The 24,380-nt window shown below is 33.3% G+C and carries 25 protein-coding genes and 1 other RNA gene; 15 read left to right on the top strand and 11 right to left on the bottom strand.

What is annotated here, in order from left to right:
- Positions 1 to 2: 2 nt before the first annotated feature.
- Complete coding sequence (locus tag DFQ02_RS05760) at positions 3 to 449, top strand: DUF5362 family protein (protein WP_116040032.1); 447 nt, start codon at positions 3 to 5, stop codon at positions 447 to 449.
- 70 nt (positions 450 to 519) lie between these two features.
- Here the strand turns inward: DFQ02_RS05760 and DFQ02_RS05755 are convergent, their stop codons facing one another.
- Both DFQ02_RS05755 and DFQ02_RS05750 read right to left on the bottom strand, forming a co-directional pair.
- A complete protein-coding gene (locus DFQ02_RS05755) occupies positions 520 to 849 on the bottom strand; it encodes a CCC motif membrane protein (protein ID WP_116040031.1) in 330 nt (109 codons plus the stop codon).
- A gap of 18 nt (positions 850 to 867) precedes the next feature.
- Positions 868 to 1,128: a DUF2752 domain-containing protein gene (locus DFQ02_RS05750; protein WP_317124690.1), complete on the bottom strand. Its 261-nt coding sequence runs from the start codon at positions 1,126 to 1,128 to the stop codon at positions 868 to 870.
- A gap of 114 nt (positions 1,129 to 1,242) precedes the next feature.
- On the opposite strand from DFQ02_RS05750, the gene DFQ02_RS05745 reads away from it, so the two are divergent.
- Together DFQ02_RS05745 and DFQ02_RS05740 are read left to right on the top strand one after the other, a co-directional pair.
- Entirely contained in the window at positions 1,243 to 1,431 is a 189-nt protein-coding gene (locus DFQ02_RS05745) for a hypothetical protein (protein WP_245940207.1), read from the top strand.
- Positions 1,431 to 1,991, top strand: a complete 561-nt coding sequence (locus DFQ02_RS05740) for a Smr/MutS family protein (protein ID WP_116040029.1) — start codon at positions 1,431 to 1,433, stop codon at positions 1,989 to 1,991. The genes DFQ02_RS05745 and DFQ02_RS05740 overlap by 1 nt, the downstream gene beginning before the upstream one ends.
- Here the strand turns inward: DFQ02_RS05740 and DFQ02_RS05735 are convergent.
- Positions 1,984 to 2,901, bottom strand: a complete 918-nt coding sequence (locus DFQ02_RS05735; RefSeq protein WP_116040028.1) for a hypothetical protein — start codon at positions 2,899 to 2,901, stop codon at positions 1,984 to 1,986. The genes DFQ02_RS05740 and DFQ02_RS05735 overlap by 8 nt on opposite strands.
- Before the next feature lie 118 nt (positions 2,902 to 3,019).
- Between DFQ02_RS05735 and DFQ02_RS05730 the strand changes: the two genes are divergently transcribed.
- On the top strand, positions 3,020 to 4,165 hold the full coding sequence (locus tag DFQ02_RS05730; protein WP_116040027.1) for a cysteine desulfurase family protein: 1,146 nt from the start codon (positions 3,020 to 3,022) through the stop codon (positions 4,163 to 4,165).
- 102 nt (positions 4,166 to 4,267) lie between these two features.
- On the opposite strand, the gene DFQ02_RS05725 is transcribed toward DFQ02_RS05730, so the two are convergent.
- On the bottom strand, positions 4,268 to 6,727 hold the full coding sequence (locus DFQ02_RS05725; protein WP_245940206.1) for a TonB-dependent receptor: 2,460 nt from the start codon (positions 6,725 to 6,727) through the stop codon (positions 4,268 to 4,270).
- Positions 6,728 to 6,740: 13 nt separating this feature from the next.
- Positions 6,741 to 8,429, bottom strand: a complete 1,689-nt coding sequence (locus DFQ02_RS05720; RefSeq protein WP_116040026.1) for a M23 family metallopeptidase — start codon at positions 8,427 to 8,429, stop codon at positions 6,741 to 6,743.
- 176 nt (positions 8,430 to 8,605) lie between these two features.
- On the opposite strand from DFQ02_RS05720, the gene DFQ02_RS05715 reads away from it, so the two are divergent.
- The 4 genes from DFQ02_RS05715 (at position 8,606) to rny (ending at position 11,001) form a co-directional block, all read left to right on the top strand.
- A complete protein-coding gene (locus DFQ02_RS05715) occupies positions 8,606 to 8,896 on the top strand; it encodes a hypothetical protein (protein WP_116040025.1) in 291 nt (96 codons plus the stop codon).
- A 15-nt stretch (positions 8,897 to 8,911) separates the two neighbouring features.
- Entirely contained in the window at positions 8,912 to 9,205 is a 294-nt protein-coding gene (locus DFQ02_RS05710; RefSeq protein WP_116040024.1) for a cell division protein ZapA, read from the top strand.
- Positions 9,206 to 9,260: 55 nt separating this feature from the next.
- Positions 9,261 to 9,369: non-coding RNA, 6S RNA (ssrS, locus tag DFQ02_RS05705), on the top strand.
- A gap of 57 nt (positions 9,370 to 9,426) precedes the next feature.
- Complete coding sequence (rny, locus tag DFQ02_RS05700; RefSeq protein WP_116040023.1) at positions 9,427 to 11,001, top strand: ribonuclease Y; 1,575 nt, start codon at positions 9,427 to 9,429, stop codon at positions 10,999 to 11,001.
- An 85-nt stretch (positions 11,002 to 11,086) separates the two neighbouring features.
- Here the strand turns inward: rny and xerD are convergent, their stop codons facing one another.
- A complete protein-coding gene (xerD, locus tag DFQ02_RS05695; protein ID WP_116040022.1) occupies positions 11,087 to 11,983 on the bottom strand; it encodes a site-specific tyrosine recombinase XerD in 897 nt (298 codons plus the stop codon).
- Between the two features lie 63 nt (positions 11,984 to 12,046).
- The gene (locus tag DFQ02_RS05690) at positions 12,047 to 12,379 is read right to left on the bottom strand and encodes a TM2 domain-containing protein (protein ID WP_116040021.1); all 333 of its coding nucleotides are present in this window, start codon (positions 12,377 to 12,379) and stop codon (positions 12,047 to 12,049) included.
- Positions 12,380 to 12,426: 47 nt separating this feature from the next.
- Here DFQ02_RS05690 and DFQ02_RS05685 point away from each other — a divergent pair, with 47 nt between their 5' ends.
- The 3 genes from DFQ02_RS05685 to DFQ02_RS05675 are packed head-to-tail and all read left to right on the top strand — an operon-like array spanning position 12,427 to position 14,235.
- Positions 12,427 to 13,311 carry a hypothetical protein gene (locus tag DFQ02_RS05685; RefSeq protein ID WP_116040020.1) on the top strand — a complete coding sequence of 295 codons (885 nt, stop codon included), beginning with the start codon at positions 12,427 to 12,429 and terminating at the stop codon, positions 13,309 to 13,311.
- A 13-nt stretch (positions 13,312 to 13,324) separates the two neighbouring features.
- Positions 13,325 to 13,747, top strand: coding sequence for a type II 3-dehydroquinate dehydratase (gene aroQ / locus DFQ02_RS05680; protein WP_116040019.1), 423 nt, complete (start codon positions 13,325 to 13,327; stop codon positions 13,745 to 13,747).
- 5 nt (positions 13,748 to 13,752) lie between these two features.
- Positions 13,753 to 14,235 carry an outer membrane beta-barrel protein gene (locus tag DFQ02_RS05675; RefSeq protein WP_116040018.1) on the top strand — a complete coding sequence of 161 codons (483 nt, stop codon included), beginning with the start codon at positions 13,753 to 13,755 and terminating at the stop codon, positions 14,233 to 14,235.
- Between the two features lie 92 nt (positions 14,236 to 14,327).
- Here the strand turns inward: DFQ02_RS05675 and lpdA are convergent, their stop codons facing one another.
- Entirely contained in the window at positions 14,328 to 15,704 is a 1,377-nt protein-coding gene (gene lpdA, locus DFQ02_RS05670; protein WP_116040017.1) for a dihydrolipoyl dehydrogenase, read from the bottom strand.
- 106 nt (positions 15,705 to 15,810) lie between these two features.
- On the opposite strand from lpdA, the gene DFQ02_RS05665 reads away from it, so the two are divergent.
- Both DFQ02_RS05665 and DFQ02_RS05660 read left to right on the top strand, forming a co-directional pair.
- A complete protein-coding gene (locus DFQ02_RS05665) occupies positions 15,811 to 17,091 on the top strand; it encodes an NAD(P)/FAD-dependent oxidoreductase (RefSeq protein ID WP_116040016.1) in 1,281 nt (426 codons plus the stop codon).
- A gap of 111 nt (positions 17,092 to 17,202) precedes the next feature.
- Positions 17,203 to 18,132: a nuclear transport factor 2 family protein gene (locus DFQ02_RS05660; protein WP_116040063.1), complete on the top strand. Its 930-nt coding sequence runs from the start codon at positions 17,203 to 17,205 to the stop codon at positions 18,130 to 18,132.
- 49 nt (positions 18,133 to 18,181) lie between these two features.
- On the opposite strand, the gene DFQ02_RS05655 is transcribed toward DFQ02_RS05660, so the two are convergent.
- Together DFQ02_RS05655 and msrB are read right to left on the bottom strand one after the other, a co-directional pair.
- Positions 18,182 to 18,733, bottom strand: a complete 552-nt coding sequence (locus DFQ02_RS05655; RefSeq protein WP_116040015.1) for a DinB family protein — start codon at positions 18,731 to 18,733, stop codon at positions 18,182 to 18,184.
- 16 nt (positions 18,734 to 18,749) lie between these two features.
- Positions 18,750 to 19,220, bottom strand: a complete 471-nt coding sequence (msrB, locus tag DFQ02_RS05650) for a peptide-methionine (R)-S-oxide reductase MsrB (RefSeq protein ID WP_116040014.1) — start codon at positions 19,218 to 19,220, stop codon at positions 18,750 to 18,752.
- 165 nt (positions 19,221 to 19,385) lie between these two features.
- Here msrB and DFQ02_RS05645 point away from each other — a divergent pair, with 165 nt between their 5' ends.
- On the top strand, positions 19,386 to 20,216 hold the full coding sequence (locus DFQ02_RS05645; protein WP_116040013.1) for a M48 family metallopeptidase: 831 nt from the start codon (positions 19,386 to 19,388) through the stop codon (positions 20,214 to 20,216).
- A gap of 63 nt (positions 20,217 to 20,279) precedes the next feature.
- Positions 20,280 to 21,605 (top strand): MFS transporter, encoded by a 1,326-nt coding sequence (locus DFQ02_RS05640; RefSeq protein WP_116040012.1) that lies wholly within the window; start codon positions 20,280 to 20,282, stop codon positions 21,603 to 21,605.
- Positions 21,606 to 21,664: 59 nt separating this feature from the next.
- Here the strand turns inward: DFQ02_RS05640 and DFQ02_RS05635 are convergent, their stop codons facing one another.
- On the bottom strand, positions 21,665 to 24,211 hold the full coding sequence (locus tag DFQ02_RS05635; RefSeq protein WP_116040011.1) for an ATP-dependent Clp protease ATP-binding subunit: 2,547 nt from the start codon (positions 24,209 to 24,211) through the stop codon (positions 21,665 to 21,667).
- Positions 24,212 to 24,380 lie beyond the last annotated feature (169 nt).

Genomic DNA, 24,380 nt, shown 5'->3' with positions numbered 1-24,380 from the left:
TTATGGAAGAAAAATCGGCTTTTGAAAGTTTTGAACTTGATGTTAACCAAGAAATTAAAGGGTATTTAGAAGAAATAGCAAAGTGGTCTTACTTTTTATCTATATTAGGTTTTGTAGGTGTAGGTTTTATGGTATTTGGTGGTATTGCCGTAGCTATAACTGGAGCATCTAATAGTGGCATAGATGGTTTTTATGGAGCTGGTTATGCTACTGGAATGGCTCTTTTTTATATACTTTTTGCACTTCTATACTTTTTTCCTGTACAGTATTTGTTCAAGTTCTCTAAAAACATGAAAAGAGCTTTAAGACTCACAAATGGCCAAGATTTTAAAATGGCTTTTTCTAACTTGAAGTCGCATTATAAGTTCATAGGAATATTTACCATAGTTATTATTTCATTATACATATTGGTTTTAATTGGAGTAGCAGCAGGAGCTGCACTATTCTAATAGTAAAAGGGTTATAGATAAAAAAAGCGACCAAAATTGGTCGCTTTTTTTATGGTTTTAGGTGAAAAAATTATTGTCCCATCATTTCTTGCATTTTTTGTTGCATTAATTCTTGGTCTTGTAAAGTTTCCCAACCAAAAGTCATAACCAACCAAATTATCAAAAATAAATAAAGAGCACTTAATACAATACCTATAATAGACAAAATTTTACCAGTTTTTACATTTTGAATTCCAGTATAACTATCTGGGTTTTCAGCATACATTTTTGTGGCTTTGGAGGCTAGTACAATAGCCACAATTCCTAAAATAATGCCAATACCATAAAAGCAACATCCAAGAATTGATAAAATTCCAAAAACTAAGATTAGTGTTGCATTAGGCAATTTTTGTTGTTCCATGTGTTTGTGTTTTACGGGTTAAATAAATTTAATTATGTAGCTAGTAATTATTATAGCTGCATTTAGAATTGCCAAAATAAGAATAATTTTATTGCCATTTTTAAAGTTTTTGAATGCATTAAAAAAAATTACCCCAAAAAGTAAAAGAAGTGAGTAAACAGCAGGATACATATAAAACGCTTCTAGAAACTGCCCTTTAAAGATTAGAACTATAGACCTTTGTAAACCACAGCCAAAGCACTCTATTCCAAAGAGTTTTTTGTTTAAGCATGGTAACATATACTTTTCTAATTCCTGCATCTTTCAAATTTATAAAATACAGTTAATATTCTTTTATTTGATTAAGAGCTTTTTGTTTATTTTGTAACAAAATCAATTTAAACTTTAAGAATCATGAAATATTTGAATTATTTTTTGATTGTAATTGGCGCTACAATAGCTTTATATGCTAATGGCATTAAGGAACAAAATCAATATATATTAATTGCTGGTATTGTATTACTTATGGTAGGAATCTATAGGTTATCTAGAACTATACCAAGCAAAATTGATAATGACAACGAGTTAAATGCTGATGAGTAATGAGTTTACAGTTAGGTGATTGTGTTTTAGTTTTAGATGAAGATTTATCGGGGGTGGTAAAACACATTGAAGGGCATTTGGTTTCTATTGAGACTGAAGATGGCTTTTTATTGGATTTTCCTAAAGAAGCTTTGGTGAAAAATAAACCTACCTCATTTAAGAAAGATATCTTTTCTCACGCTAGCTTTAGTGCTGTAGTCTCTGAAAAAGAACAATTTAAAAAGCGAAAACTATCTAAAATTAAAGCAAAAGAGCGTTTTCAACCTACAATGGAAGTAGATTTGCATATCAACCAATTAGTAAAATCTACTAAAGGAATGACGAAGCATGAGATGCTAACACTTCAATTAGATACGGCCAAAAGACAATTAGAATTCGCCATGAATAAACGAATTCAAAAAGTAGTCTTTATTCATGGGGTGGGTGAAGGCGTTTTGAAACTTGAATTAGAATACCTATTTGGGAGATATGATAATATTAAGTTTTATGATGCCAATTACCAAAAGTATGGTTTAGGAGCTACAGAGGTTTATATCTACCAGAATGTAAAACCTAGTTAAATTCAGGGGTAATGGTTTGAGAACCACTGGTACCAGAACCTTCAAGAATTCCAAAGTCTAATGATTCTTGTTTTAATTCAGTAATTTCAATATCTCTAATAGTAACCGTTACATTAAAGGTTTGTGTGAAAGAATGTACCCGGTATTTTACTGCAGGAAGTACATCACTAACTTCAGGATTTAAATAATCTGGACCAACATCTGGATTGGTGATATCGTTACCCAAATTTTGGTCCTGAGTTCCTTTTTCTTCGTCTCTAGTTAAGGCGCCGTCACCATCGTCATCACTATCTAAATAATCGGGAGTACCATCACCATCGGTATCTTGAGCATCACTCACATTACCATCTTCATTAGGATCTGGGTTTTCATCTTTTGTTAGAACATTATCACCATCATCATCGGCATCTTTGTAATCTGGCAACCCATCACCATCAGTATCCTGTGCATCATCATAAATACCATCACCATTAGGGTCTGGATTCTCTAGAGCTGTTGGTACGCCATCATTGTCATCTTCAATCAAAGTAGTTGAAATTACCACCGAGCAATCACTATCGTCGTTCATGGTTATATCAATTTCATCGTCAGGGACATCAGTACAAAATAAATCTATATTAGAGATACGTTCATTACTATACGTTCTGTAATAAAAGGTTCCAAGTTCTGTAGTATTTAAAACGCCATTATCATTAACCTCAAAAAGTTCATCTCTTGTAAAACCATTTATGAATACCGACAAAGACTCTGAAGGATCATCTTTTGTTTTGTAAAGCACTAGGCCACTAACTCCATTACAGGCTTCAAAAGTATCATCAAAATCTATATTAAAAGTGATGATATCGCCATCATCACAAGAAAAAATACAGAAAATTATTGAGGGAATTAATACAAAAAGTAACTTGCGCATTGGGTAGAGATTTTAAGGCAAAAATAATAGAATTGTATTTATAACGCAGGTTATTGATAATAATTTTATTTCAAGTATTTTTACCTCAGAAAAGGATTAAAACCCTAAATGCTTTAAAATGAAAACCGTTTATTTTGATAATGCTGCCACTACTCAAATAAGAGAAGAGGTCATTGCTTCTATGGTTGAGGTTATGAATGGTAGTTACGGAAATCCATCATCTTCACATAGTTTTGGGAGATCATCAAAATCTTTGGTTGAAAGTTGCAGAAAATCAATTGCTAGTTTCTTTAATGTGTCTGCTAGTGAAATTATTTTTACTTCGGGTGGCACAGAAGCCGATAATCTAGTGTTACGAAGTGCTGTTAGAGATTTAGGGGTTAAACACATTGTGACTTCTAAAATAGAGCATCATGCCGTTTTGCATACACTGGATCAATTAGAAAAAGAACATCCATTAAAAATTAGTTTTGTTAAGGTTGATGATAGAGGGACTATTGATTATGAGCAGTTAGAAAGCCTTTTAAAAGGTGAGCAAAAAATATTGGTAAGCCTCATGCATGTTAATAATGAAATAGGTAACCTTATAGATATAGAACGTGTTGCCAATTTATGTAAGGCCAATAATGTTCTATTTCATACCGATGCGGTTCAAGCTATTGGTCACTATCAATTAGATTTACAAAAGGTTTCAGTTGATTTTTTAGCGGCCTCAGCTCATAAATTTCATGGTCCAAAAGGGGTGGGGTTTGCTTTTATTAGAAAAAATACTGGCTTAAAACCTCTTATTTTTGGAGGTGAACAAGAGCGTGGACTCAGAGCCGGAACAGAAAGTGTTCACAACATTGTTGGTATAGCGTCTGCACTAAAAATAGCCTATAACAACCTAGAAAAGGAAACCACCTATATAAAGGGATTAAAGCAATATTTTATTGAAAATTTATCGAAAGCAATTCCGCAAGTAAAGTTTAATGGGCTTTCAGCCAATATGGAAAAAAGTACATATACTTTGGTTAATATTTGTTTACCCGTAGACCCCAAAAAAACAACCCTGTTATTATTTCAGTTAGATTTAAAGGGGATTGCTTGCTCAAAGGGAAGTGCTTGCCAAAGTGGGAGTTCTCAAGGCTCACATGTGTTAGCTGAAATTTTAAATGATGAAGATTTAGAAAAACCATCCATTCGATTTTCTTTTAGTATATATAACACAAAAGAGGAGATAGATTATGTGGTGGAGGTTTTAAAAGACTTGTTAGAAACTTAATAAGACACATGTCACCTTTTAATTTATTGGGGGGGGTATAGATTTGTATTTATTATGCGTATACTTCGTGATTTAAATAACTTCGTTTTTTTACCAAAAAAATTAAAACTTCATGTTAGTCCTCACGTTAAATACTCTAGGTGTTAAGTAATTTGGAATAGCAAACAGGCGTTTACTGTATACGTCCCTTACCCAAGTATTTGTGATAGAGTTTTGAACATCAAAAATGTTGAAAATCTCAAAACCTAGTGATAATTCTTTAAAAGGCTTTTTCCAACCACGGTTAAATTGCTTTTTGTCATCCACCAACACTAGTTGTAAACCAAGGTCAGCTCTTTTATAATCTGGTAATCTAGTTTGATAGATGTAAGGGTCTGCGTAACTTGGTGAACCACCAGGAACTCCAGTGTTATATACCAAATTTAAATACATTTTAAGGTTTGGCATCTTGGGCACATAGTCTTGAAATAACGCTGCAAACTTCAAGCGTTGATCTGTTGGTCTTGAAATATAACCTCGGTTTTCAATGTTCTCTTCTGTTTTTAAGTAGCCAAAACTAAACCATGACTCTGTTCCGGGCACAAATTCCCCATTCAATCGCATATCCAATCCGTAAGCATATGCTTTTGCGCTATTATTGGCTCTATAACGAATTCTAACATTTTCAATGGTATAAGGATTCACATTCGTTAAATTTTTGTAATAAACCTCAGAGGTAAGTTTAAAAGGTCTGTCCCACATTTTAAAACTATAATCATTACCTAAAACCAAATGGAAAGATTTTTGGGCTTTTACATTGGGTTGAACCGTTCCAGTAGCATCACGTAACTCTCTATAAAAAGGTGGTTGATAATAAATACCTGCCGCAGCTCTAAAAAGCATGTCTCTTTTCCAACTAGGTTTTATAGCAAATTGTGCCCTCGGACTAAACACTATTTGGTTTGTAGAGGCAATACTTTCACCTTTTACAGACCAATTGTGTACTCTTACTCCAGCATTATACCAAACATCACTATTTCCTAAAGTAGAGCGTTTACTCCATTGAGTATAAGCTTGTATGCGGTTTATTTGTGTGAAATTGGTTGCTCGTACATTTTGAAAGGGTTCTAACGGACCGCTGTATGGTATATAAGGCTGTTCATTGGTTGGAATGGTTCTTGGAGGCCTTATTGAAAAGCCGGCAGAATCAATGACTTCCCATTCTACCAATCGATCTCTAATATCTTCATTAGTGTATTTTACAGACCACTCAATTCGGTTATCATCTAGCTTTATATCCCCTTTGTGTTCAATATTAGTAATAAGCGCATCTAAATCATTTCTACCATGGTTTAATTGACTGCCAATGCCTTCACTAAACTCCACTTCACCAATATCTTCATCACCAATGTTAGTATTTACTTCGCCTAATCTGTATTGTGCCAGTATATCGAAATACTCTTCTTCTGTGGTATGATAGGTGGAAGCAATCAGTTTTAAAGTTAAATCATCATTTGCAAAATAGGTTCCTTTAAAAGCACCAAAGTAGGTTTGGTATTGATCTTCTTCTTGACCTTCATAAAACACCAATAAAGCTATGGGATCACTTAAAGTACCAAAATTAGTCTGACGTGTTTGTGGTTCATAACTATAAAGGTTTATAGAGGCATTTCCTAAAAAACTTAAGTGAAATTTATTGGTGAATTTATAAGTAAAAAAAGCTTGTAAATCGGCAAATGTAGGGTTAAAGTTCGTTTCGGTTTCTTTTGCATTTACCAATAAACTGTTATCGCGGTATCGCACACCAACAATACTTGTAAATTTAGAATCTTTACTAATGTTTTCTAAGGAAATACTACCACCTAATAAGCTTAAATCGGTATTTACTTCAAATTGGTAGGGCGTTTTGTAGGTAATATCAAGGACGGAGGATAACTTATCACCATATTTTGCTTGAAAACCACCCGATGAAAAATCAACATTTTGAACCAAATTGGTATTAACAAAACTCAATCCTTCTTGCTGTCCAGACCTAATTAAGAAAGGTCTATAAACTTCAATATCATTTATATAGACCAAATTTTCATCAAAATTTCCACCTCTTACTGAGTACTGTGTACTCAGTTCGTTGTTGTTACTAACCCCTGGAAGTGTCATTAAAAGGTTTTCAACACCGGCATTGGCACCGGGAATTTTTCTAATAACTTCTGGTTGAATATTTATGATGCCTTCAACTTCTTTTCGTCTTGTAGTATTTATGGTTACTGTAGAAATTTGTTCTACCGAAGTTTTTAAAACGGGATTAAACTCTAATTCTTCACCATTTTTTAAATTGAAAACGCTTGAAACCTTTTTAAATGAAAGATGTGTAAATTCAATGGTAATATCTGTGTTTGAAGCTATTTCTAAGAGATAAAATCCGTTTTCGTTAGTTTGGGTTCCTAAGTCACCGGCTTTAATATTCACACCTTCAATGGGTTGCTTATTTTCATTTAAAATGATACCTCTAATTATCGATGTTTGTGAAAAGCTTTTGAAAGCTATGAATGAAAGTAAAACAAAGAAAAAGAATTTTGGTTTCAAAAGTAGTTACAATTTATTTTCGATAGAACAACGCTTCAAAAGTAGAATTATTTCCAACATTATCAGTAACAATTACTTTTAAAATGTTTTTGGTGTCGGTTACAATACCATCATTGAAATCAAAAGTTATAGTTTTGTCTTTATAATTATCACGTTCCATTAAAATCCATTTTCCATTAATGGTTGCTCTGTAATTTGATATACCAGAGCCTTCGTCATCAATTTTAATTTTTAGATAGCGATACTTACTAAGCCATTGTCCGTCTTTAAAGTTAACAGGTGTGATGGTTGGTTTTATAGTATCTGTTGCTAAGGCAAAAGTACCAAGTGTTTTTGTAGAAGCTGTAAGTATATTGCCTCTCCTTTGGGTATACGTATATGATGGGAATTTATTGTAGCCCAAAAGACGCGCAATATAAAGCTTACTTTTGTCTGCTTCTTTGTAATTACTAATATCATAAGTAATGTTGAAGTTCTTTTTAGCAGCTATAACATCTTCATGAAGTTTTAAAGTATCACTATTGACTTCAAAATCTAGGTAAAAATCTTCATAAAAAGTGTCTTGGTAAAAATCTACTGAAATTTTCCCCTCTTTTAGGTTAACCGCTTGGTCAGCTTTAATAAAATAGGGTGTGGTTTTTGTTTGTATCGGTGTTGTGATATTGTTTTTAGATCCTTTTAAGTTAAGCGTTACCCAAGTCTCATTATTTTTAAAATCAGCCACGCGAATTTTGTAAACTAAATAAGTGCTATCCTCAATTTTTATGACACCGTCGTTTATAACAGATTTGAAAATACTAAGTGGGTTGTTCTTTTTGTACAATTTTTGAATGCGCTCTTTTTTTGTAACGTAATGCTCGTAATCAATTAATTGATTGATGTGTTTGGTTTCGCTAAACGAAAATCTTTTAAAATCTAATTCAAAATTTTTATTACCATTTACAAAAGTTTGTATGTTATAAACACCGTTTGAATTTGCAGCCAAATTTTGTCTGTCATTTGTTTCAATACCAAATCCTATGTTTCCAATGGCGTTCACATTTTTAACCACATAGTCACCACTTTCAATTGGGATTAAGCGGAGTTTTTGTTTGTAGTTAGAATTATTTACGAAAGAGTTCTCATCCAATGGGTAGGCATAAATAGACTTTACAAAAGGCATAGTACTGTCAGCAATGTCAATGCCAAATAACATAGGGTTTATGGGGCGCTGTGCATTATCTCTAATTTCAAAGTGCAAATGTGGACCACCAGAGCCGCCCGAATTTCCACTATAAGCTACTAAACTACCTTTTTTAACAAGAAGTGTTTCCGCACCTGGAAACATTTCTATTTCGTATGACTCCTTTTTGTATTGATGCTTTTTTACATAAGTTTCAATTTCAGGGGCAAACTTCTGTAAATGGGCATACACCGATGTGTAACCGTTTGGGTGTGTAATGTATAATGCCTTTCCGTAGCCATAAGCTGATATTTTAATTCTACTCACATAACCATCAGCAATGGCTTTTACATTTAAACCTACACGTTGCTGCGTTTTGATATCTAAACCAGAATGAAAATGGTTGGAACGTAATTCTGCAAAGGTTCCAGAAAGTATTAAAGGAATGTCTAACGGATTACCAAAATAGTCTTGTGGGTATTGATTTTGGGCATTGATTAAAAAAGGGAAAACTAAAACAAAAGCAAGTATAAATCTCATAGAAATGTATTATGGCTAAAATATTAATTTGAGGTGAATATGCCAAGACCAAAAAAAAAAATCAAGCCAATGTTTTTTTATTGTTTGATAATGAGGTAATTCAAAATTTTATAAAAAAACAATTGTAATTTATAAGCAGGTATGTTAACTTTGTGAGATAAGTATTGAATTTTTAAATGAGTAATATTGAAGATATTGTAGATTCTCTTGAAAACAAAATTAGCAAAGTATTACACAAAGTAGCACTTTTAAAACAGGCTAATTTAAAATTACAGGAAGAATTAAACGCTTCAAAAAAACAAATTCGAGACCAAAAATTGTTGATAACAGATTGGGAAGAAAAACATAATGCTCTAAGAATAGCAAATACAATACTTGGTAGTGACGATAACAAAAGAGAAACTAAGCTTAAAATAAACGCATTAATAAGAGAAATAGATTATTGTATAGCACAAATTTCAGATTAATGCCGCATATATTCAATGTCAGAAAAGCTTAAAATAAAGCTATCTATAGCTAATAGAGTATACCCTTTAACTATTGAAGCAAGTCAGGAAGAAGGGTTGCGCAAGGCGGCTAAGAATATTGAATATATGATTAAACAGTTTGAGCAAAGTTATTCTGTTAGAGATAAACAAGATGTTTTGGCTATGTGTGCCTTACAATTTGCATCTCAAGTTGAACAGAAATCTATTGATAAAGAGCATGTGAATGAACATGTAGAAATTAAGCTTAAAGCGCTTAATGAGCTATTACATTCGCATTTAAACTCTTAACGTTCTTTAAAATAAACTAAAAGTTACTGCCTACATTGGTTATTTTTTTTGATAAACTCAACGTTAATTCTTTAAAAAGGGTGAGTTTAAGTTGTAAAAGCATGCTGCCTTAGTCGTAGATCCTTGATCAGCTTGTTAGCCCTAAACTTGTTTTTAAGGAGTTTATACAGAATGCACAACTGATGTAGGCTTTTTTTATATATAAATCAACTAAATTAAGAATGGACAATTCAATTATATTGGTAGTAGGAGGAGCCTTTATAGGCCTTATAATAGGTTTTATAATTGCAAAAGTGTTAGAAAAAAGTAAAGCCTCAAAACTTATAAAGGAGGCTAAAAAAAGTGCTTCATTGATTCTAAAAGAAGCTAAAAGCGAAGGTGAAACCATTAAAAAAGATAAAATACTTCAGGCTAAAGAAAAGTTTATAGAACTAAAAGCAGAGCATGAAAAAGTTATTTTAGCTAGAGACAAAAAAATGGCTGAAGCCGAAAAAAGAACTAGAGATAAAGAGTCTCAAGTATCTAGCGAGCTTTCTAAAGGGAAGAAATTAAACCAGAGTTTGGAAGACAAAATTAAGGATTACAACCATAGGCTTGATGTACTTGATAAGAAGCAGGAAGAACTTGATAAGCTTCATAAAAGTCAAGTGCAACAGCTAGAGGTTATTTCTAGTTTATCAGCCGAGGAAGCTAAAGAACAGCTTGTGGAGTCTCTGAAAGGTGAAGCAAAGAATGATGCCATGGCATTTATACAAAGTTCTTTAGAAGAAGCTAAACTAACTGCAGAACAAGAGGCAAAAAAAGTCATTATTAATACGATTCAACGTATTGGAACTGAGGAAGCTGTAGATAACTGTGTATCAGTTTTCAATATAGAATCTGATGACGTTAAAGGACGTATTATAGGGCGTGAAGGTAGAAATATTCGTGCCATTGAAGCCGCAACAGGCGTTGAAATAATTGTTGATGATACCCCTGAAGCTATTATTCTTTCTTGTTTTGATTCTGTTAGAAGAGAGATTGCGAGGTTATCGTTACATAAATTGGTTACAGATGGGCGTATTCATCCTGCTCGTATTGAGGAAGTGGTTAAGAAAACCAAGAAACAAATTGAGCAGGAAATTATTGAAGTTGGTAAGCGTACTGTTATAGACCTAGGTATTCATAATTTAAATCCAGAATTAATAAAAATGGTGGGACGTATGAAGTATCGTTCCTCTTATGGGCAAAACTTGTTACAGCATTCTCGAGAAGTTGCTAAACTTTGTGGCGTTATGGCGGCTGAACTTGGTTTAAACCCCAAACTAGCTAAACGCGCCGGATTATTACATGATATAGGAAAAGTGCCAGATGCTGAAGCTGATATGGAAACACCTCATGCTATTTTAGGTATGCAGTGGGCAGAAAAGTACGGTGAAAAACATGATGTATGTAATGCTATAGGAGCCCACCACGATGAGATTGAAATGAAATCATTATTAGCACCTATTATTCAGGTTTGTGATGCTATTTCGGGAGCGCGTCCAGGAGCACGTCGTCAAGTTTTAGATAGTTATATTCAACGTTTAAAGGATCTTGAAGATATTGCATTTGGCTTTACAGGAGTTAAAAAAGCCTACGCTATTCAAGCAGGAAGAGAACTCCGTGTTATTGTTGAGAGCGAAAAGGTAAATGATGATATGGCAGCTGATTTATCATTCAATATTTCTCAAAAAATTCAAACCGATATGACGTATCCTGGTCAGGTTAAAGTAACAGTTATTAGAGAAACTAGGGCAGTTAATATCGCTAAATAAAACTTTTATTCTCTTGTCACACTGACTGCGGTCTAAGTGTAAATAGAAGCAGATAAAATTAAAGTCCAGAGTACACTGGACTTTTCTATTTCCTAGGATGATATTTCTCAACGACCTTGGTTAGATGACTTTTATCAACATGTACGTAAATTTCGGTGGTAGTGATACTTTCATGCCCTAGCATGAGTTGTATAGAGCGTAAATCGGCATCATTTTGTAGTAAATGTGTAGCAAAGGAATGTCTAAACGTGTGAGGTGATATTTTCTTTTTTAAGCCTACTTGTTCAGCTAATTGTTTCACAATATGGAACACCATAGCTCTAGTTAGCTGTTTACCCCTTCGGTTTAGAAATAAAGTATCCTCAAACCCTGGTTGAATGCGTAAATGATTTCTAATATGTTTTTTGTATATATTGATATACTTTTGCGTAGAAGCAACAATGGGTACAAACCGCTGTTTGTCTCCTTTACCAGTTACTTTTATAAAGCCTTCATCAAAATATAAATCAGATATTTTCAAGTTAACAAGTTCACTTACACGTAAACCACAGCCATAAAGGGTTTCTAACATGGCTCTGTTGCGCTCTCCTTCGGGTTTACTTAAATCTATGGCATCTATAATAGTATCAATTTCTTTTTCTGATAGTGTATCGGGCAATTGTCTTCCTATTTTAGGAGACTCAATAAGTTCCAAAGGATTGTCTTTTCTGTAATCTTCAAAAACTAAATAACCAAAAAAACTACGCAAGCCTGATATAATTCTAGACTGCGAACGGGCATTAATATCTTTTGCAATTTCGTAAATGAATTGCTTAATAACCTCTGAAGAAATAGAAGTAGGAGAGAAGCTTAAGTTCTTGTCTTCCAAATACCGAATCAATTTTTTTACATCTCTAGAATAGTTATCAATGGAGTTATCAGATAATCCACGTTCTATCTTGAGGTAAAGTTGATAATCTTTCAGAGCATGCTGCCATTTCATAGTAATAAAAGTACAATAAAAAAGGCCACTAAAAAGTGGCCTCAACGTTATTTCTACTTTATTCTAGAAATTATCTGTTAGAATATTTATTAAATCTACAATAGCCCAAATGCCTAAACCTCCAATAGTCAAGATAAAAAGAATATTCCAGCCAACAGGCTTTTTGTAATACCATCTATGCGCTGCAAATGGCCAACCTAGAAAGAACCAAAGTGCAACACCTACCCATTTGTCTTGTGAAGCCATTGGGGTAGCCATGGGTTCTACAACCTCAACCGTTGTAGTAACTTCGGTATTAGTTGATGTGGAAATTGTTCTTTTAACAGGAAAAGAAGCATAACTAGCACTGTACATCAGTAAAGTGACTAATAGGGAAAATAATAATTTACTTTTCATAATTAATTGGTTTATGTTTGTTTAAATTTATAAAAAAAATCGTTAATATGATTAGAATTATCCTTATTTATTGTTTTGTATTTTTAACAACAGCTATTTGTTTTTCTCAAAGCAAGTATGAATATTTTGGAGGATTAGTATTAAATGATTCCACTAGAATTACTTACAAATTAAGCTTAACAGAAAGCAAAGGTGAAATAAAAGGATATTCTATTACTGATTTAGGAGGCTTGTATGAAACAAAATCAACCGTTTTTGGAGAGTATAATAAAGCTAAAAAAGAGTTGAATTTTAGAGAAGTTCAAACAATATATACTAAAACACACTTAGAGAAAGATTATGATTTTTGTTATGTAAATACTACTATTAAAAACTTTTCTTTTGAAAAAACAGAGCAGTTTAAGGCAAAATTTATTGGATTGTTTTCTGATAATTCACAATGTATTAATGGGGAATTATTCTTGAGTCAGCCTGAAAAAATAGAAGCTAAAATGGAAAAAGTAAAGAAAAAAATAGATAAAATTAAAAGGATTCCAGATAGCATTAAACAGAAATTTCAACCCTTGAAAATGATGGACTCACTAAATATGAACATTTTAAGAAAGAATCAAACTTTAAGTGTTTTTTCTAAAAGTGACAAAATTAACCTAATAATTTATGACGGAGGAAAAGAAGATGGGGATAAGGTAACAATAAAGGCCAATGGAAAAGTTTTGAAAAACGGATATGTGGTAAATAATAAAAAAGAGATTATAGAATTAAGCTTAAATGAAGAAGTTACCAGAATTTCAATTACAGCTGTAAATGAGGGAGAAATTTCACCTAATACAGCTATTCTTCAATTAGAAGATGAGAAAAACAATATTAAGGCATTGTCTAATTTAAAAGCAGGAGAAACAACTACAATTGATATTTTGAAGTTTAAAAAATAATATCTTTACAGTTATGAAAAAAATAATCATTATCAATGGTCCCAACTTAAATTTATTGGGTAAACGAGAACCAAACATTTATGGCAGTTTAACTTTTACTGAGTTTTTAGACGAATTAAAAGTAAAATACCCAATTGCAAATATTGATTATTTTCAATCTAACATAGAAGGAGAACTTATTGATAAACTTCATGAAGTTGGTTTTAGCTATGATGGAGTTATTTTAAATGCTGGTGCCTACACGCATACTTCTATAGGTATAGGAGATGCGATAAAGGGCATTGAAACACCTGTGGTGGAAGTGCATATATCCAACACTTTTGGAAGGGAAGAGTTTAGACATCAATCATACATATCTCCTAATGCCAAAGGGGTTATTCTTGGTTTCGGTTTACAGAGTTATGAATTAGCATTAGAAAGCTTTCTGAAATCTTAGAATTAATGAAAGGCTTTGCATATGGTATCCTAATATTCTTTTTCGCAAGTATTTCGTTAAACGCCCAAAATAAAGTTGATTTTGGAGTTAAAGGAGGTCTCAACTATACGTTTTTTAAAATAAAAGAATCTAGTTTTGGTTTTGATCAGGATACTGAGTCAGGGTTTTACGGGGGTTTATTTTTTGATTTTAAAATTGATGAAAGTTATGGGCTTCAACCAGAATTACTGTTTATAACTCTTAAAGATTTTAAATTTTTAAATGTTCCACTTTATGTAAGATATGAAGTAGCCAATAGGGTTAATTTATTAGTAGGCCCCAGCGTGAATTATTTCTTTGACTTCTTTTCCAATAAATTAAAGATTAGAGCAGATTTAAGTAGTTCTTATACTATAACTTCTAGTTTAGATATACAAGTGAAATACGCTTTAGGTTTTCAGGAAATTACTCCAAACAGTTTTTTTATAGGTCTTGGTGTTAGGTTATAAAGGCGTGCAATAATAAATTTACAAAATAAAAAAGTTCCGAGAAATCGGAACTTTTTGTCTAAATATCTAATAGTGTAACTTTTCTAAAAGTTCTAAATATGGATACACTCGTCATAAGCATCAGCAACAGCTTCCATAATCGCTTCACTCATAGTAGGGTGTGGGTGTACTGCTTTTAGTACATCATGGCCAGTAGTTTCTAGTTTCCTAGCCACAACAGCTTCGGCAATCATATCGGTTACACCAGCACCAATCATATGACAACCTAGCCATTCACCATATTTAGCATCGAATATTACTTTTACAAAACCGTCTTTATTTCCACCAGCACTAGCTTTACCTGATGCAGAAAATGGGAATTTTCCAATTTTAATATCAAAACCTTTGTCTTTGGCTTGCTGCTCTGTTAACCCAACAGACGCTATTTCAGGTGAGCAATACGTACACCCTGGAATATTTCCATAGTCTAAAGCTTCGACGTGGTGACCAGCTATTTTTTCAACACATAAAATACCTTCGGCAGAAGCTACGTGCGCTAAAGCTTGACCAGGAGTTACATCACCTATAGCATAGTAACCAGGAATATTAGTTTGATAGAAATCATTAACTAAAATTTTGTCTCTATCAACCACGATACCTACATCCTCTAAACCAATATTTTCAATATTTGTTTTAATTCCTACGGCAGATAAAACAATATCAGCTTCTAAAACTTCTTCTCCTTTTTTAGTTTTAACGGTAGCTTTAACACCTTTACCAGAAGTATCTACATTGGTAACTTCGGCAGACGTCATGATATCAATACCATTCTTTTTAAATGAACGTTCTAATTGCTTAGAAACATCACCATCTTCTACAGGAACAATATTTGGTAAATATTCTACAACAGTAACCTCAGTGCCTATGGAGTTATAAAAATAAGCAAACTCAACCCCAATAGCACCAGAACCAACAACAATCATTTTCTTAGGTTGTTTTGACAGGCTCATGGCCTCACGGTAACCAATTACTTTTTCACCATCTTGAGGTAAACTTGGTAACTCACGAGAGCGTGCTCCTGTAGCAATAATGATATGGTCTGCGCTGTAAACAGTTCCGTCAACATCAATCTTTTTTCCTGGTTTCAAAGTACCATAACCAGTAATTACATCTATTTTGTTTTTCTTCATCAAGAACTCAATACCTTTACTCATGCCTTCAGCTACACCACGACTACGTTTTACAACGGCATCAAAATCATGTTCAGCGTCTTTAACTTTTAAACCGTAATCTTCAGCATGCTTTAGATACTCAAATACTTGTGCAGACTTTAATAAGGCTTTGGTTGGAATACATCCCCAGTTCAAACAAACGCCACCTAAGCTTTCTTTCTCAACAATAGCGGTTTTAAAACCTAATTGAGATGCTCTAATTGCAGTTACATAACCACCAGGACCACTTCCAAGAACTATAATATCGTATTTACTCATCTGTTAAAATTTAAGGTGCAAATTTACGAAATCGATTTTTAATAAAGAATTTAGAACCCTATAAAATTTGTATGATTTATTACCTTTGTAATGCAAGCATCATTATATGAATATTCCCAGGACAAGTTACCCCAGAGTTGTTATTATTGGCGGCGGTTTTGCGGGTATAGCTTTGGCAAAAAAGCTATCTAAACAAGAGGTTCAGGTTGTTTTATTAGATAAGAACAATTACCATACCTTTCAACCATTACTATATCAAGTATCTACAGGTGGATTAGAACCAGATTCTATAGCCTATCCTATCAGGAAGGTTTTAAAAGATTTCCCCAATTTTTATTTTAGATTGGCTAATGTTGAAGCAATTGATTCGGAAAAGAATAAAGTAAAAACTAATATTGGTAATTTAAAATTTGATTATTTGGTTATTGCTTCAGGGTCGGTAACTAATTATTTTGGAAATACAGACATTGAAAAGCACAGTATGGCTATGAAAACCATACCGCAGTCGCTTAACCTAAGGAGTTTAATTCTTGAAAATTTTGAAGATGCCCTTTTAACTTCCGATTTAAATGAGCGTAATGCTTTAATGAACTTTGTAATTGTTGGAGGAGGTCCAACGGGAGTGGAACTTGCTGGGGCTTTAGCTGAAATTAAGAAGGGGATTTTGCCCAAGGATTATCCTGATTTAGATACCCGTTTGGCACAAATTCATGTGGTACAGTCGGGTGATTGTATCTTAAAGGGTATGAGTGCCAAAGCTTCTCAAAAGGCAGAAGACTTTCTTGAAAAATTAGGAGTTAATATTTGGAAAAACGTTAGAGTGACTAACTACGATGGAAAAACAGTTACTACCGATACCGATTTAACCTTTGAAACGGCCACCCTTATTTGGGCAGCGGGGGTTAAGGGAGCCACCATCAAAGGTTTAGACAGTAGAGATTTTATTACTAAAGGCCATCGTATTATTGTTAATGCGTTTAGCCAGGTAAAAGGCTTTAATCATATTTTTGCCATAGGTGATGTAGCTTGTATGATAACTAAAAACTTCCCTGATGGCTTACCAATGATGGCGCAACCCGCCATTCAACAAGGCGAACAACTGGGAGGAAATTTATTAAGTATCATAGAGAAAAAACCGCTTAAGCCATTTACTTACAAAGATAAAGGGGCCATGGCTACTATTGGAAGAAACAAGGCGGTAGTAGATTTGAAAAAGTGGAAATTTCAAGGTGTTTTTGCTTGGTATGTATGGATGTTTGTACATCTTTTCTTTCTAATTGGTTTTAGAAATCGCATGGTAGTGTTTGTTAATTGGGTTTATAATTATGTGCGTTTTGATAGAGAGGCACGATTAATCATTAGACCTTTTAAGAAGAGAAATCCATAGCTTTTTCATGATTCCAAATCCTTTTTTTGATGTTAACGGTTATTAATTTGTTAATTGTCAGATATTTTGAGTACATTGATGAAACTATTAACCAATCAAATTTTATTCAAAATGAAAAAACATGTAATTATTGTCATGCTACTTTTTGTAGCAGTAATGTATTCACAAAAAAAGAAAAACGGAACGGTTTACATTGAACACCCAGCTATTGAAATAGTTGAAGCTATGCAACAAGCTGATATTGCAGGCGATGTTGACAAAGTAGCATCTTATCTGGCAGATGATTTTATTTCTGTTAGTGGAACTACCAGAAATAAAAATGCCAAAGGAACCAACAAAGAGCAATTTCTAAAATGGGTAGAAAACAAAACTAAGTGGACTGCTTATCCAAGTTTAACTAGACATGGAGAAGCTTACCCCGATGCTATAGAATATAAAGACGGTAAAACATGGGTGCAAACTTGGAATTATTTAAAAGGAGTTCATGATGCCACAGGCGTTAAGATAGAAATGCCATTACATAACTTGTATAGACTTAATGATGATAATAAAATTGAGTTAGAGATTTATTATAATTATCCCGTTGGTCAAGATATAAGAGCTGGCTTTACAGAAAGAACTAATGGAACTATTTATAATGAGCACCCACATATTAACAAAGTAAGACGTATGATGGCAGCTTTTGAAAATATGGATTTAGAAAAAGCGTATAGCTATTTTGATGAAAAATGTACATTTAGTAGTCTTGAGATGCCCGTTGGTGAAAGTATGAATTTAGACGAAGTTAAGGAAAACCATAAAGGGTTCTATGAAAATTTTGAAATAGAAAGTATCGATGTTGTTGGATATCCAGATTTGTTACATTATGAAATTGGAGGCAATGATATGACCGTTCAGTCTTGGTGGAACTTCAGATTAATAAGAAAGTCAGACAAAAAGAAAATTATTATGCCTGCCATGTATACACATGATTTTGATGATGATGGTAAAATTGTAAGATCTATAGGCTATTTTAGCACGAAGGTATTAGATGCTAAATAGTGCTCATATAGAGTAGTAATTTAACCTCCTTTTACAGGAGGTTTTTCTTTTATAAATCATCAGTAAAATGACGTTTACCTTTTTCTTTGCTAAATTTTTCCTTGTTGTATGTTTTTGATTGTCCTTTAGTAATTGAAAGTGATTGCCAATCTTTACCTTTTAAAACTTTTCCTAAAAACACAATTTGCCCAACATGGTATGCATAATGTGCTAACTGTCGGTTTATGGCCTCGGTAACAGTATGACCTTGGTTTCTTATATAAATAATTTTTTCTAGATCTTCAGTTGTAAGAGATGTAATGGCATTAAATAAGCATTGCCATCCTTTTTCCCAAGCACTAAAAAGTTCTTCTATTGTAGGGTAGCTGTCTTCAAACTCCAAATCACGTTGCCGCCACACTTTTTCGCCATCTTCTGTTAAAAAATTGGTCCATCTACTCAGCATATTACCAGCCATATGTTTTACAATTATAGAAATAGAATTAGCGTCTTTTGAAATTTCATTTTGTAACTCTTCAAAAGTAAGTTGACTAAAGGTGTTGTCACCTAAACTCTTGTAATATTCAAATTGTTTTAAAATATTTGTTAGATAGCTTTCCATTCATTAAAAGTACTACTTATTTTGGTATAAATTTTAAGGAAACACCATTAATACAGTGTCTTTTACCAGTAGTTTCTCTAGGGCCATCATTAAAAACGTGCCCTAAATGCCCCCCACAAGTTGCACAATGCTCCTCGGTTCTGGAATAACCAATTTTGTAGTCTGTTGTGAAGGCTACATTGCCTTTAATTTCTCTATCGAAACTAGGCCATCCGGACCCTGAATCGTACTTGTGTTCACTCTTAAACAATGGAGTTTCACAGGCCTTACATACATAAATACCTTCTTTATAGTTTTTGTTTAAAGGACTGGAAAAACGCTCTTCTGTACCAGATTTTCTAAGCACGTAGTATTCCAAATCAGTTAATTGAGACTTCCATTCTTGATCTGTTTTGGTTACCTCATAAGGTTTATTATTTCCTTTTTGGGCAGAACCATTACAACTTAAAAAAACGCAGCAAATAATCAGTGTGAATATTTTTTTCATTTTCATATAAATTTAATCTATCTATTAGGTCGATTAAGGATAATAAACTTAACGTTTTTTAAGTGGAATAATTTTGAAATTTAATTTACTCATAAAAATTTACCGCGTCTTAAAAACAACAAGGTACAATTTTTGTACTTTTATGATTATTAAAAATATTCAAAAATGAAATTGAAAAATCTACTTATTTATTCAGGTTTACTAATTATAGCTATTGCTTGCGCTACAAACCCTTTTACAGGAAAAAAAACCATGGCGTTGGTGCCAAATTCTCAATTATTCCCAACGGCTTTTTCTCAATATAATCAATTTTTAGAAGAGAATCAAGTTGTAAAAGGAACAAAAGATGCTGAAATGATAACCAGAGTGGGGCAGCGAATTGCTGTAGCCGCAGAGCGTTGGTTAAATGCCAACGGGCATCATGGGTATTTAAAAGATTACAAATGGGAATATAATTTGGTTAATGATAAAACAGTAAATGCGTGGTGCATGCCAGGAGGGAAGATAGTTTTTTATACAGGTATTTTACCGGTTGCTGAAAGTGAGACAGGAGTAGCTGCTATTATGGGACATGAAGTTGCTCATGCCTTGGCAAATCATGGACAGCAACGTATGAGTGCAGCTTACATTCAAGCAGGTGTTGCTATAGCAGGAAATGTCGCTATCAAAGACGAAAAAGATAGAAATGCATTTAACCAATATTATGGAGTAGGTAGTCAGGTAGGTGTTATGTTACCATTTAGCAGAACTCATGAAACCGAGGCCGATAAAATAGGCGTTTATTTAATGGCTATTGCAGGATACAACCCTGATGAGGCGTCAAAATTATGGGAGCGTATGAAAGCTAAAAGTAGTGGGCAAGCTCCACCAGAGATATTGAGTACACATCCCTCTAATGAGTCACGTATTGCCAATCTAAAAACTTTGGCGCCTAAAGCGAAGGAAGAAGCGGCTAAATTTGGTGTCACTTCATTTAGACCACTAGGAAAATATTGATATTATAAATATTTGTTCTATTTTAGATAGCTGTTCACCAAAAAAAAGAGCAGCTTTTTTATTATGGAAGTATTAGAAAAGGGGAATAAAAAATTACTTAATGCTTGGGCTTTTTATGATTGGGCAAACTCTGTTTACCCTTTGGTTATTTCGTCTGCGGTATTTCCAATTTTTTATGGGGCTTTAACAATTATTAAAGATGCAGAAGGGAATAAAATTAATGACACGGTTTCTTTTTTAGGCTACAATTTCAATAACGATTCCCTAATTAGTTATGTAACCGCTTTAAGTTTTTTAATTGTATCTATAATTTCTCCAATACTATCAGGTATCTCAGATTATGTTGGGAATAAGGAAAATTTTATGAAGTTTTTCTGTTATTTAGGATCCTTGTCTTGTATTGGTTTGTATTGGTTTTCTTTAGATAACTTATTTTTTGGGTTATTGTGCTATCTTTTAGCATTAGTAGGGTTTTGGGGAAGTTTGGTTTTTTATAACTCGTATTTACCTGATATAGCCTACCCAGAGCAGCAAGATAAGATTAGCGCTAAGGGGTTTTCTTTAGGGTATATTGGTGGTGTTGTTTTATTAGTGATTAATTTAATAATGATTCTCTACTATGATACGTTTGGCTTCAAAGATTCTGGTGAACCCACTAGAATATCATTTATTATGGTGGGTATATGGTGGATGGGTTTTGCACAATATACGTTTAAGTATTTACCAAAAGGAACTCACGAAGGCCAAAAAGTTACACGTTCTGTAATTGTACACGGTTACAAAGAATTAAAGAAGATTTGGACCGCACTTAAAACTAACAAGATTTTAAAAAGTTATCTAAGTGCTTTTTTTGTTTATAGTATGGCAGTTCAAACCATTATGATTGCAGCTACGTATTTTGGAGTTGAAGAATTGGATTGGGGAGATCAAGATTCAACTATAGGATTAATAATAAGTATTTTATTAATACAGTTAATAGCTGTAGTTGGAGCAAATTACACGGCAAAAATGTCTGAAAAGTATGGTAATATTAAAACCCTTTTAGTAATTGTTTTTCTTTGGATTGCAATTTGTGCGTATGCATACTTTGTTGTTAGTCCAATTCAATTTTATGTAACAGCTGCATGTGTTGGTTTGGTTATGGGAGGGGTGCAAGCTTTATCTCGCTCCACCTACAGTAAGTTGATTCCAGAAGATTCTGAAGATACAGCTTCATATTTTAGTTTTTATGATGTTTCTGAAAAAATAGGTATTGTTATAGGCATGTTTTTGTATGGATTTGTTGCAGAACTAACTGGTAGTATGCGATATTCAATATTATTTCTCATTACTTTTTTCGTAGTTGGGGCTATATTGCTTTTTAGAACCAAGAAAATTTCTCAGATATAACAAAACCCTACATTTAAAAAGAATGTAGGGTTTTGTTATGGTTTATGATAGATAAAAGTCTATGACTCTGTTGGCTTTTCAGCCTTTTCTACTGTAATTTTTAATTCATTAGAGTTCTTATCTAGATCTATTTTAATCTTATCACCCTCTTGAACATTAGATGCCACTATTTCTTCGGCTAAAGCATCTTCAATATACTTCTGAATGGCTCTCTTTAATGGTCTTGCGCCATATTGCCTATCAAAACCTTTATCGGCAATGTAATCTTTTGCACTGTTACTGAGTTTTAAGATATAGCCCAAACCTTTAATGCGTGCTAAAAGCTTTTCAAGTTCAATATCAATGATTTTATTAATGTCTTCTTTTTCTAGGGCATTGAACACAACTACGTCATCAATTCTGTTTAAGAATTCTGGCGCAAATGATTTTTTAAGCGCATTTTCAATAACACTTTTGGCATTAGCATCTTCTTGAGCTTTTTGTGATGCAGTACCAAAACCAACTCCGGTACCAAAATCTTTGAGTTTTCTGGCACCAATATTTGATGTCATAATGATAATGGTATTTCTGAAATCAATTTTCCTTCCAAGACTATCTGTTAAATAACCATCATCAAGCACTTGAAGAAGCATATTAAAGACATCTGGGTGTGCTTTTTCAATCTCGTCCAAAAGAATGACTGCGTAAGGTTTACGTCTTACCTTTTCAGTTAACTGTCCACCTTCCTCGTAACCAACATATCCTGGAGGCGCTCCAATTAATCTTGAAATAGCAAACTTCTCCATATATTCACTCATATCAATTCTAACAAGAGCATCTTCGCTATCAAATAGTTCTTTGGATAGTATTTTAGCCAATTGTGTTTTTCCAACTCCTGTTTGTCCTAAAAAGATAAAAGAGCCAATAGGTTTATTGGGGTCTTTTAATCCAGCACGATTGCGTTGAATAGCTTTTACTACCTTTGAAACGGCCTCGTCCTGACCAATGACTTTTCCTTTAATTAAATTAGGTAATTCTGCTAATTTATTAATTTCGGTCTGTGCTATTTTATTTACAGGAACACCAGTCATCATAGAGATAACATCCGCTACGTTGTCCTCGGTTACTATTTCTCTATGTTGTTTTGTGTCCTCTTCCCATTTTTCTTGAGCTATAGCTAGTTCTTTTTCCAAACGTTTCTCATCGTCTCTTAATTTAGCGGCTTCTTCATACTTTTGCTTTCTAACAACAGCATTCTTAGTTTCTTTAATCTGTTCGAGTTGTTTTTCCAACTCAATGATTTGTTTTGGAACTTCAATATTTGTAATATGAACTCTAGAGCCAGCTTCATCTAAAGCATCTATAGCTTTGTCTGGCAGGAACCTTTCAGTCATATATCTATTTGTTAATTTCACACAAGCCTCAATTGCTTCAGGAGTGTAATCAACATTATGGTGTTCTTCGTATTTAGCTTTTATGTTATTAAGAATTTCAATAGTCTCTTCAACACTTGTAGGTTCTACAATAACCTTTTGAAAACGTCGTTCTAAAGCTCCATCTTTTTCAATATACTGCCTGTATTCGTCTAGTGTAGTTGCACCAATACATTGAATTTCACCCCTTGCCAGTGCTGGTTTAAACATGTTAGAAGCATCTAAACTACCTGTAGCACCACCAGCACCTACAATAGTGTGTATTTCATCAATAAACAAAATAACATCATCGTTTTTTTCAAGCTCGTTCATAACTGCTTTCATACGTTCTTCAAATTGTCCACGATACTTGGTACCAGCAACTAAACTTGCTAAATCTAAAGTAACAACTCTTTTATTAAAAAGGATTCTTGATACCTTTCGTTTTACAATTCTAAGAGCTAATCCTTCAGCAATGGCAGATTTACCTACTCCAGGTTCACCAATTAAAAGCGGATTGTTTTTCTTTCTCCTACTTAAAATTTGAGAAACGCGCTGTATTTCTTTTTCTCTACCAACAACGGGGTCTAACTTACCTTCTTCGGCTAGAACCGTTAGATCGCGCCCAAAATTATCCAAAACAGGGGTTTTAGACTTCTTATTTGATTTGCTTGTAGGTGAATTAAAAATGTCTTTTGAAGAATCTTCTTCAGGGTTTGGGCTGTCATCCTGAAAAGATTCTGCTTTAGGTTCTATATAATCGCTATCGTTTGTAATCATAAGTTTAAACTGTTCTTTGACATTATCGTAATCTACTTTCAGCTTATTTAAAAGCTTGGTAGTGGGGTCGTTTTCGTTTCTAAGGATGCACAATAGTAGATGAGCTGTATTTATGGATGAACTCTGAAATAATTTAGCTTCTAAAAACGTAGTTTTTAGGGCGCGTTCTGCTTGTCTTGTAAGGTGTAAGTTTTTCTTTTGGTTAGAGGCTGCTATAGTATTAGGATTTGCAGGACTCAATATTTCTACTTTTCGCCTTAAATGATTTAAATCTATATCTAAGGCGTTTAAAATATTTATGGCTTTCCCGTTTCCATCACGCAATAGCCCTAGCATCAAATGTTCAGTACCAATAAAATCATGTCCTAAACGCAAGGCTTCCTCTTTACTATATGCAATTACATCTTTTACTCTTGGCGAAAAATTATCATCCATAATAAACTCCTTTCTGCAATAAAAATAACAATAATAGTTGACTAAGGGCAAAAACTGTACCCTAAATTAACTGTCAGTTGCTAATTGACGAAAAAATCTTCATAAAATCAAAATTTTAACGCGCATACTTATCAACTAAAAAGAGCTTAAAAATTGTTAATAAAAAGTA

It is taken from the genome of Seonamhaeicola aphaedonensis (genome assembly GCF_003386195.1).
Lineage (GTDB): Bacteria > Bacteroidota > Bacteroidia > Flavobacteriales > Flavobacteriaceae > Seonamhaeicola > Seonamhaeicola aphaedonensis.
Note: the sequence above shows the minus strand (reverse complement) of the source record. Positions and strands in the feature narration are given on the sequence as shown.

Bases quoted from the DNA above. Each gene is read 5' to 3' on its own strand.
- DFQ02_RS05730 (WP_116040027.1), top strand. From the start codon at position 3,020: ATGAAAACCGTTTATTTTGATAATGCTGCCACTACTCAAATAAGAGAA.
- DFQ02_RS05760 (WP_116040032.1), top strand. From the start codon at position 3: ATGGAAGAAAAATCGGCTTTTGAAAGTTTTGAACTTGATGTTAACCAA.
- rny (WP_116040023.1), top strand. From the start codon at position 9,427: ATGGACAATTCAATTATATTGGTAGTAGGAGGAGCCTTTATAGGCCTT.
- DFQ02_RS05750 (WP_317124690.1), bottom strand. From the start codon at position 1,128: ATGTTACCATGCTTAAACAAAAAACTCTTTGGAATAGAGTGCTTTGGC.
- DFQ02_RS05685 (WP_116040020.1), top strand. From the start codon at position 12,427: ATGATTAGAATTATCCTTATTTATTGTTTTGTATTTTTAACAACAGCT.
- DFQ02_RS05755 (WP_116040031.1), bottom strand. From the start codon at position 849: ATGGAACAACAAAAATTGCCTAATGCAACACTAATCTTAGTTTTTGGA.
- DFQ02_RS05665 (WP_116040016.1), top strand. From the start codon at position 15,811: ATGAATATTCCCAGGACAAGTTACCCCAGAGTTGTTATTATTGGCGGC.
- xerD (WP_116040022.1), bottom strand. From the start codon at position 11,983: ATGAAATGGCAGCATGCTCTGAAAGATTATCAACTTTACCTCAAGATA.
- DFQ02_RS05635 (WP_116040011.1), bottom strand. From the start codon at position 24,211: ATGGATGATAATTTTTCGCCAAGAGTAAAAGATGTAATTGCATATAGT.
- DFQ02_RS05640 (WP_116040012.1), top strand. From the start codon at position 20,280: ATGGAAGTATTAGAAAAGGGGAATAAAAAATTACTTAATGCTTGGGCT.
- DFQ02_RS05745 (WP_245940207.1), top strand. From the start codon at position 1,243: ATGAAATATTTGAATTATTTTTTGATTGTAATTGGCGCTACAATAGCT.
- DFQ02_RS05660 (WP_116040063.1), top strand. From the start codon at position 17,203: ATGAAAAAACATGTAATTATTGTCATGCTACTTTTTGTAGCAGTAATG.
- DFQ02_RS05720 (WP_116040026.1), bottom strand. From the start codon at position 8,429: ATGAGATTTATACTTGCTTTTGTTTTAGTTTTCCCTTTTTTAATCAAT.
- lpdA (WP_116040017.1), bottom strand. From the start codon at position 15,704: ATGAGTAAATACGATATTATAGTTCTTGGAAGTGGTCCTGGTGGTTAT.
- aroQ (WP_116040019.1), top strand. From the start codon at position 13,325: ATGAAAAAAATAATCATTATCAATGGTCCCAACTTAAATTTATTGGGT.
- DFQ02_RS05690 (WP_116040021.1), bottom strand. From the start codon at position 12,379: ATGAAAAGTAAATTATTATTTTCCCTATTAGTCACTTTACTGATGTAC.
- DFQ02_RS05735 (WP_116040028.1), bottom strand. From the start codon at position 2,901: ATGCGCAAGTTACTTTTTGTATTAATTCCCTCAATAATTTTCTGTATT.
- DFQ02_RS05675 (WP_116040018.1), top strand. From the start codon at position 13,753: ATGAAAGGCTTTGCATATGGTATCCTAATATTCTTTTTCGCAAGTATT.
- msrB (WP_116040014.1), bottom strand. From the start codon at position 19,220: ATGAAAAAAATATTCACACTGATTATTTGCTGCGTTTTTTTAAGTTGT.
- DFQ02_RS05655 (WP_116040015.1), bottom strand. From the start codon at position 18,733: ATGGAAAGCTATCTAACAAATATTTTAAAACAATTTGAATATTACAAG.
- DFQ02_RS05740 (WP_116040029.1), top strand. From the start codon at position 1,431: ATGAGTTTACAGTTAGGTGATTGTGTTTTAGTTTTAGATGAAGATTTA.
- DFQ02_RS05715 (WP_116040025.1), top strand. From the start codon at position 8,606: ATGAGTAATATTGAAGATATTGTAGATTCTCTTGAAAACAAAATTAGC.
- DFQ02_RS05645 (WP_116040013.1), top strand. From the start codon at position 19,386: ATGAAATTGAAAAATCTACTTATTTATTCAGGTTTACTAATTATAGCT.
- DFQ02_RS05710 (WP_116040024.1), top strand. From the start codon at position 8,912: ATGTCAGAAAAGCTTAAAATAAAGCTATCTATAGCTAATAGAGTATAC.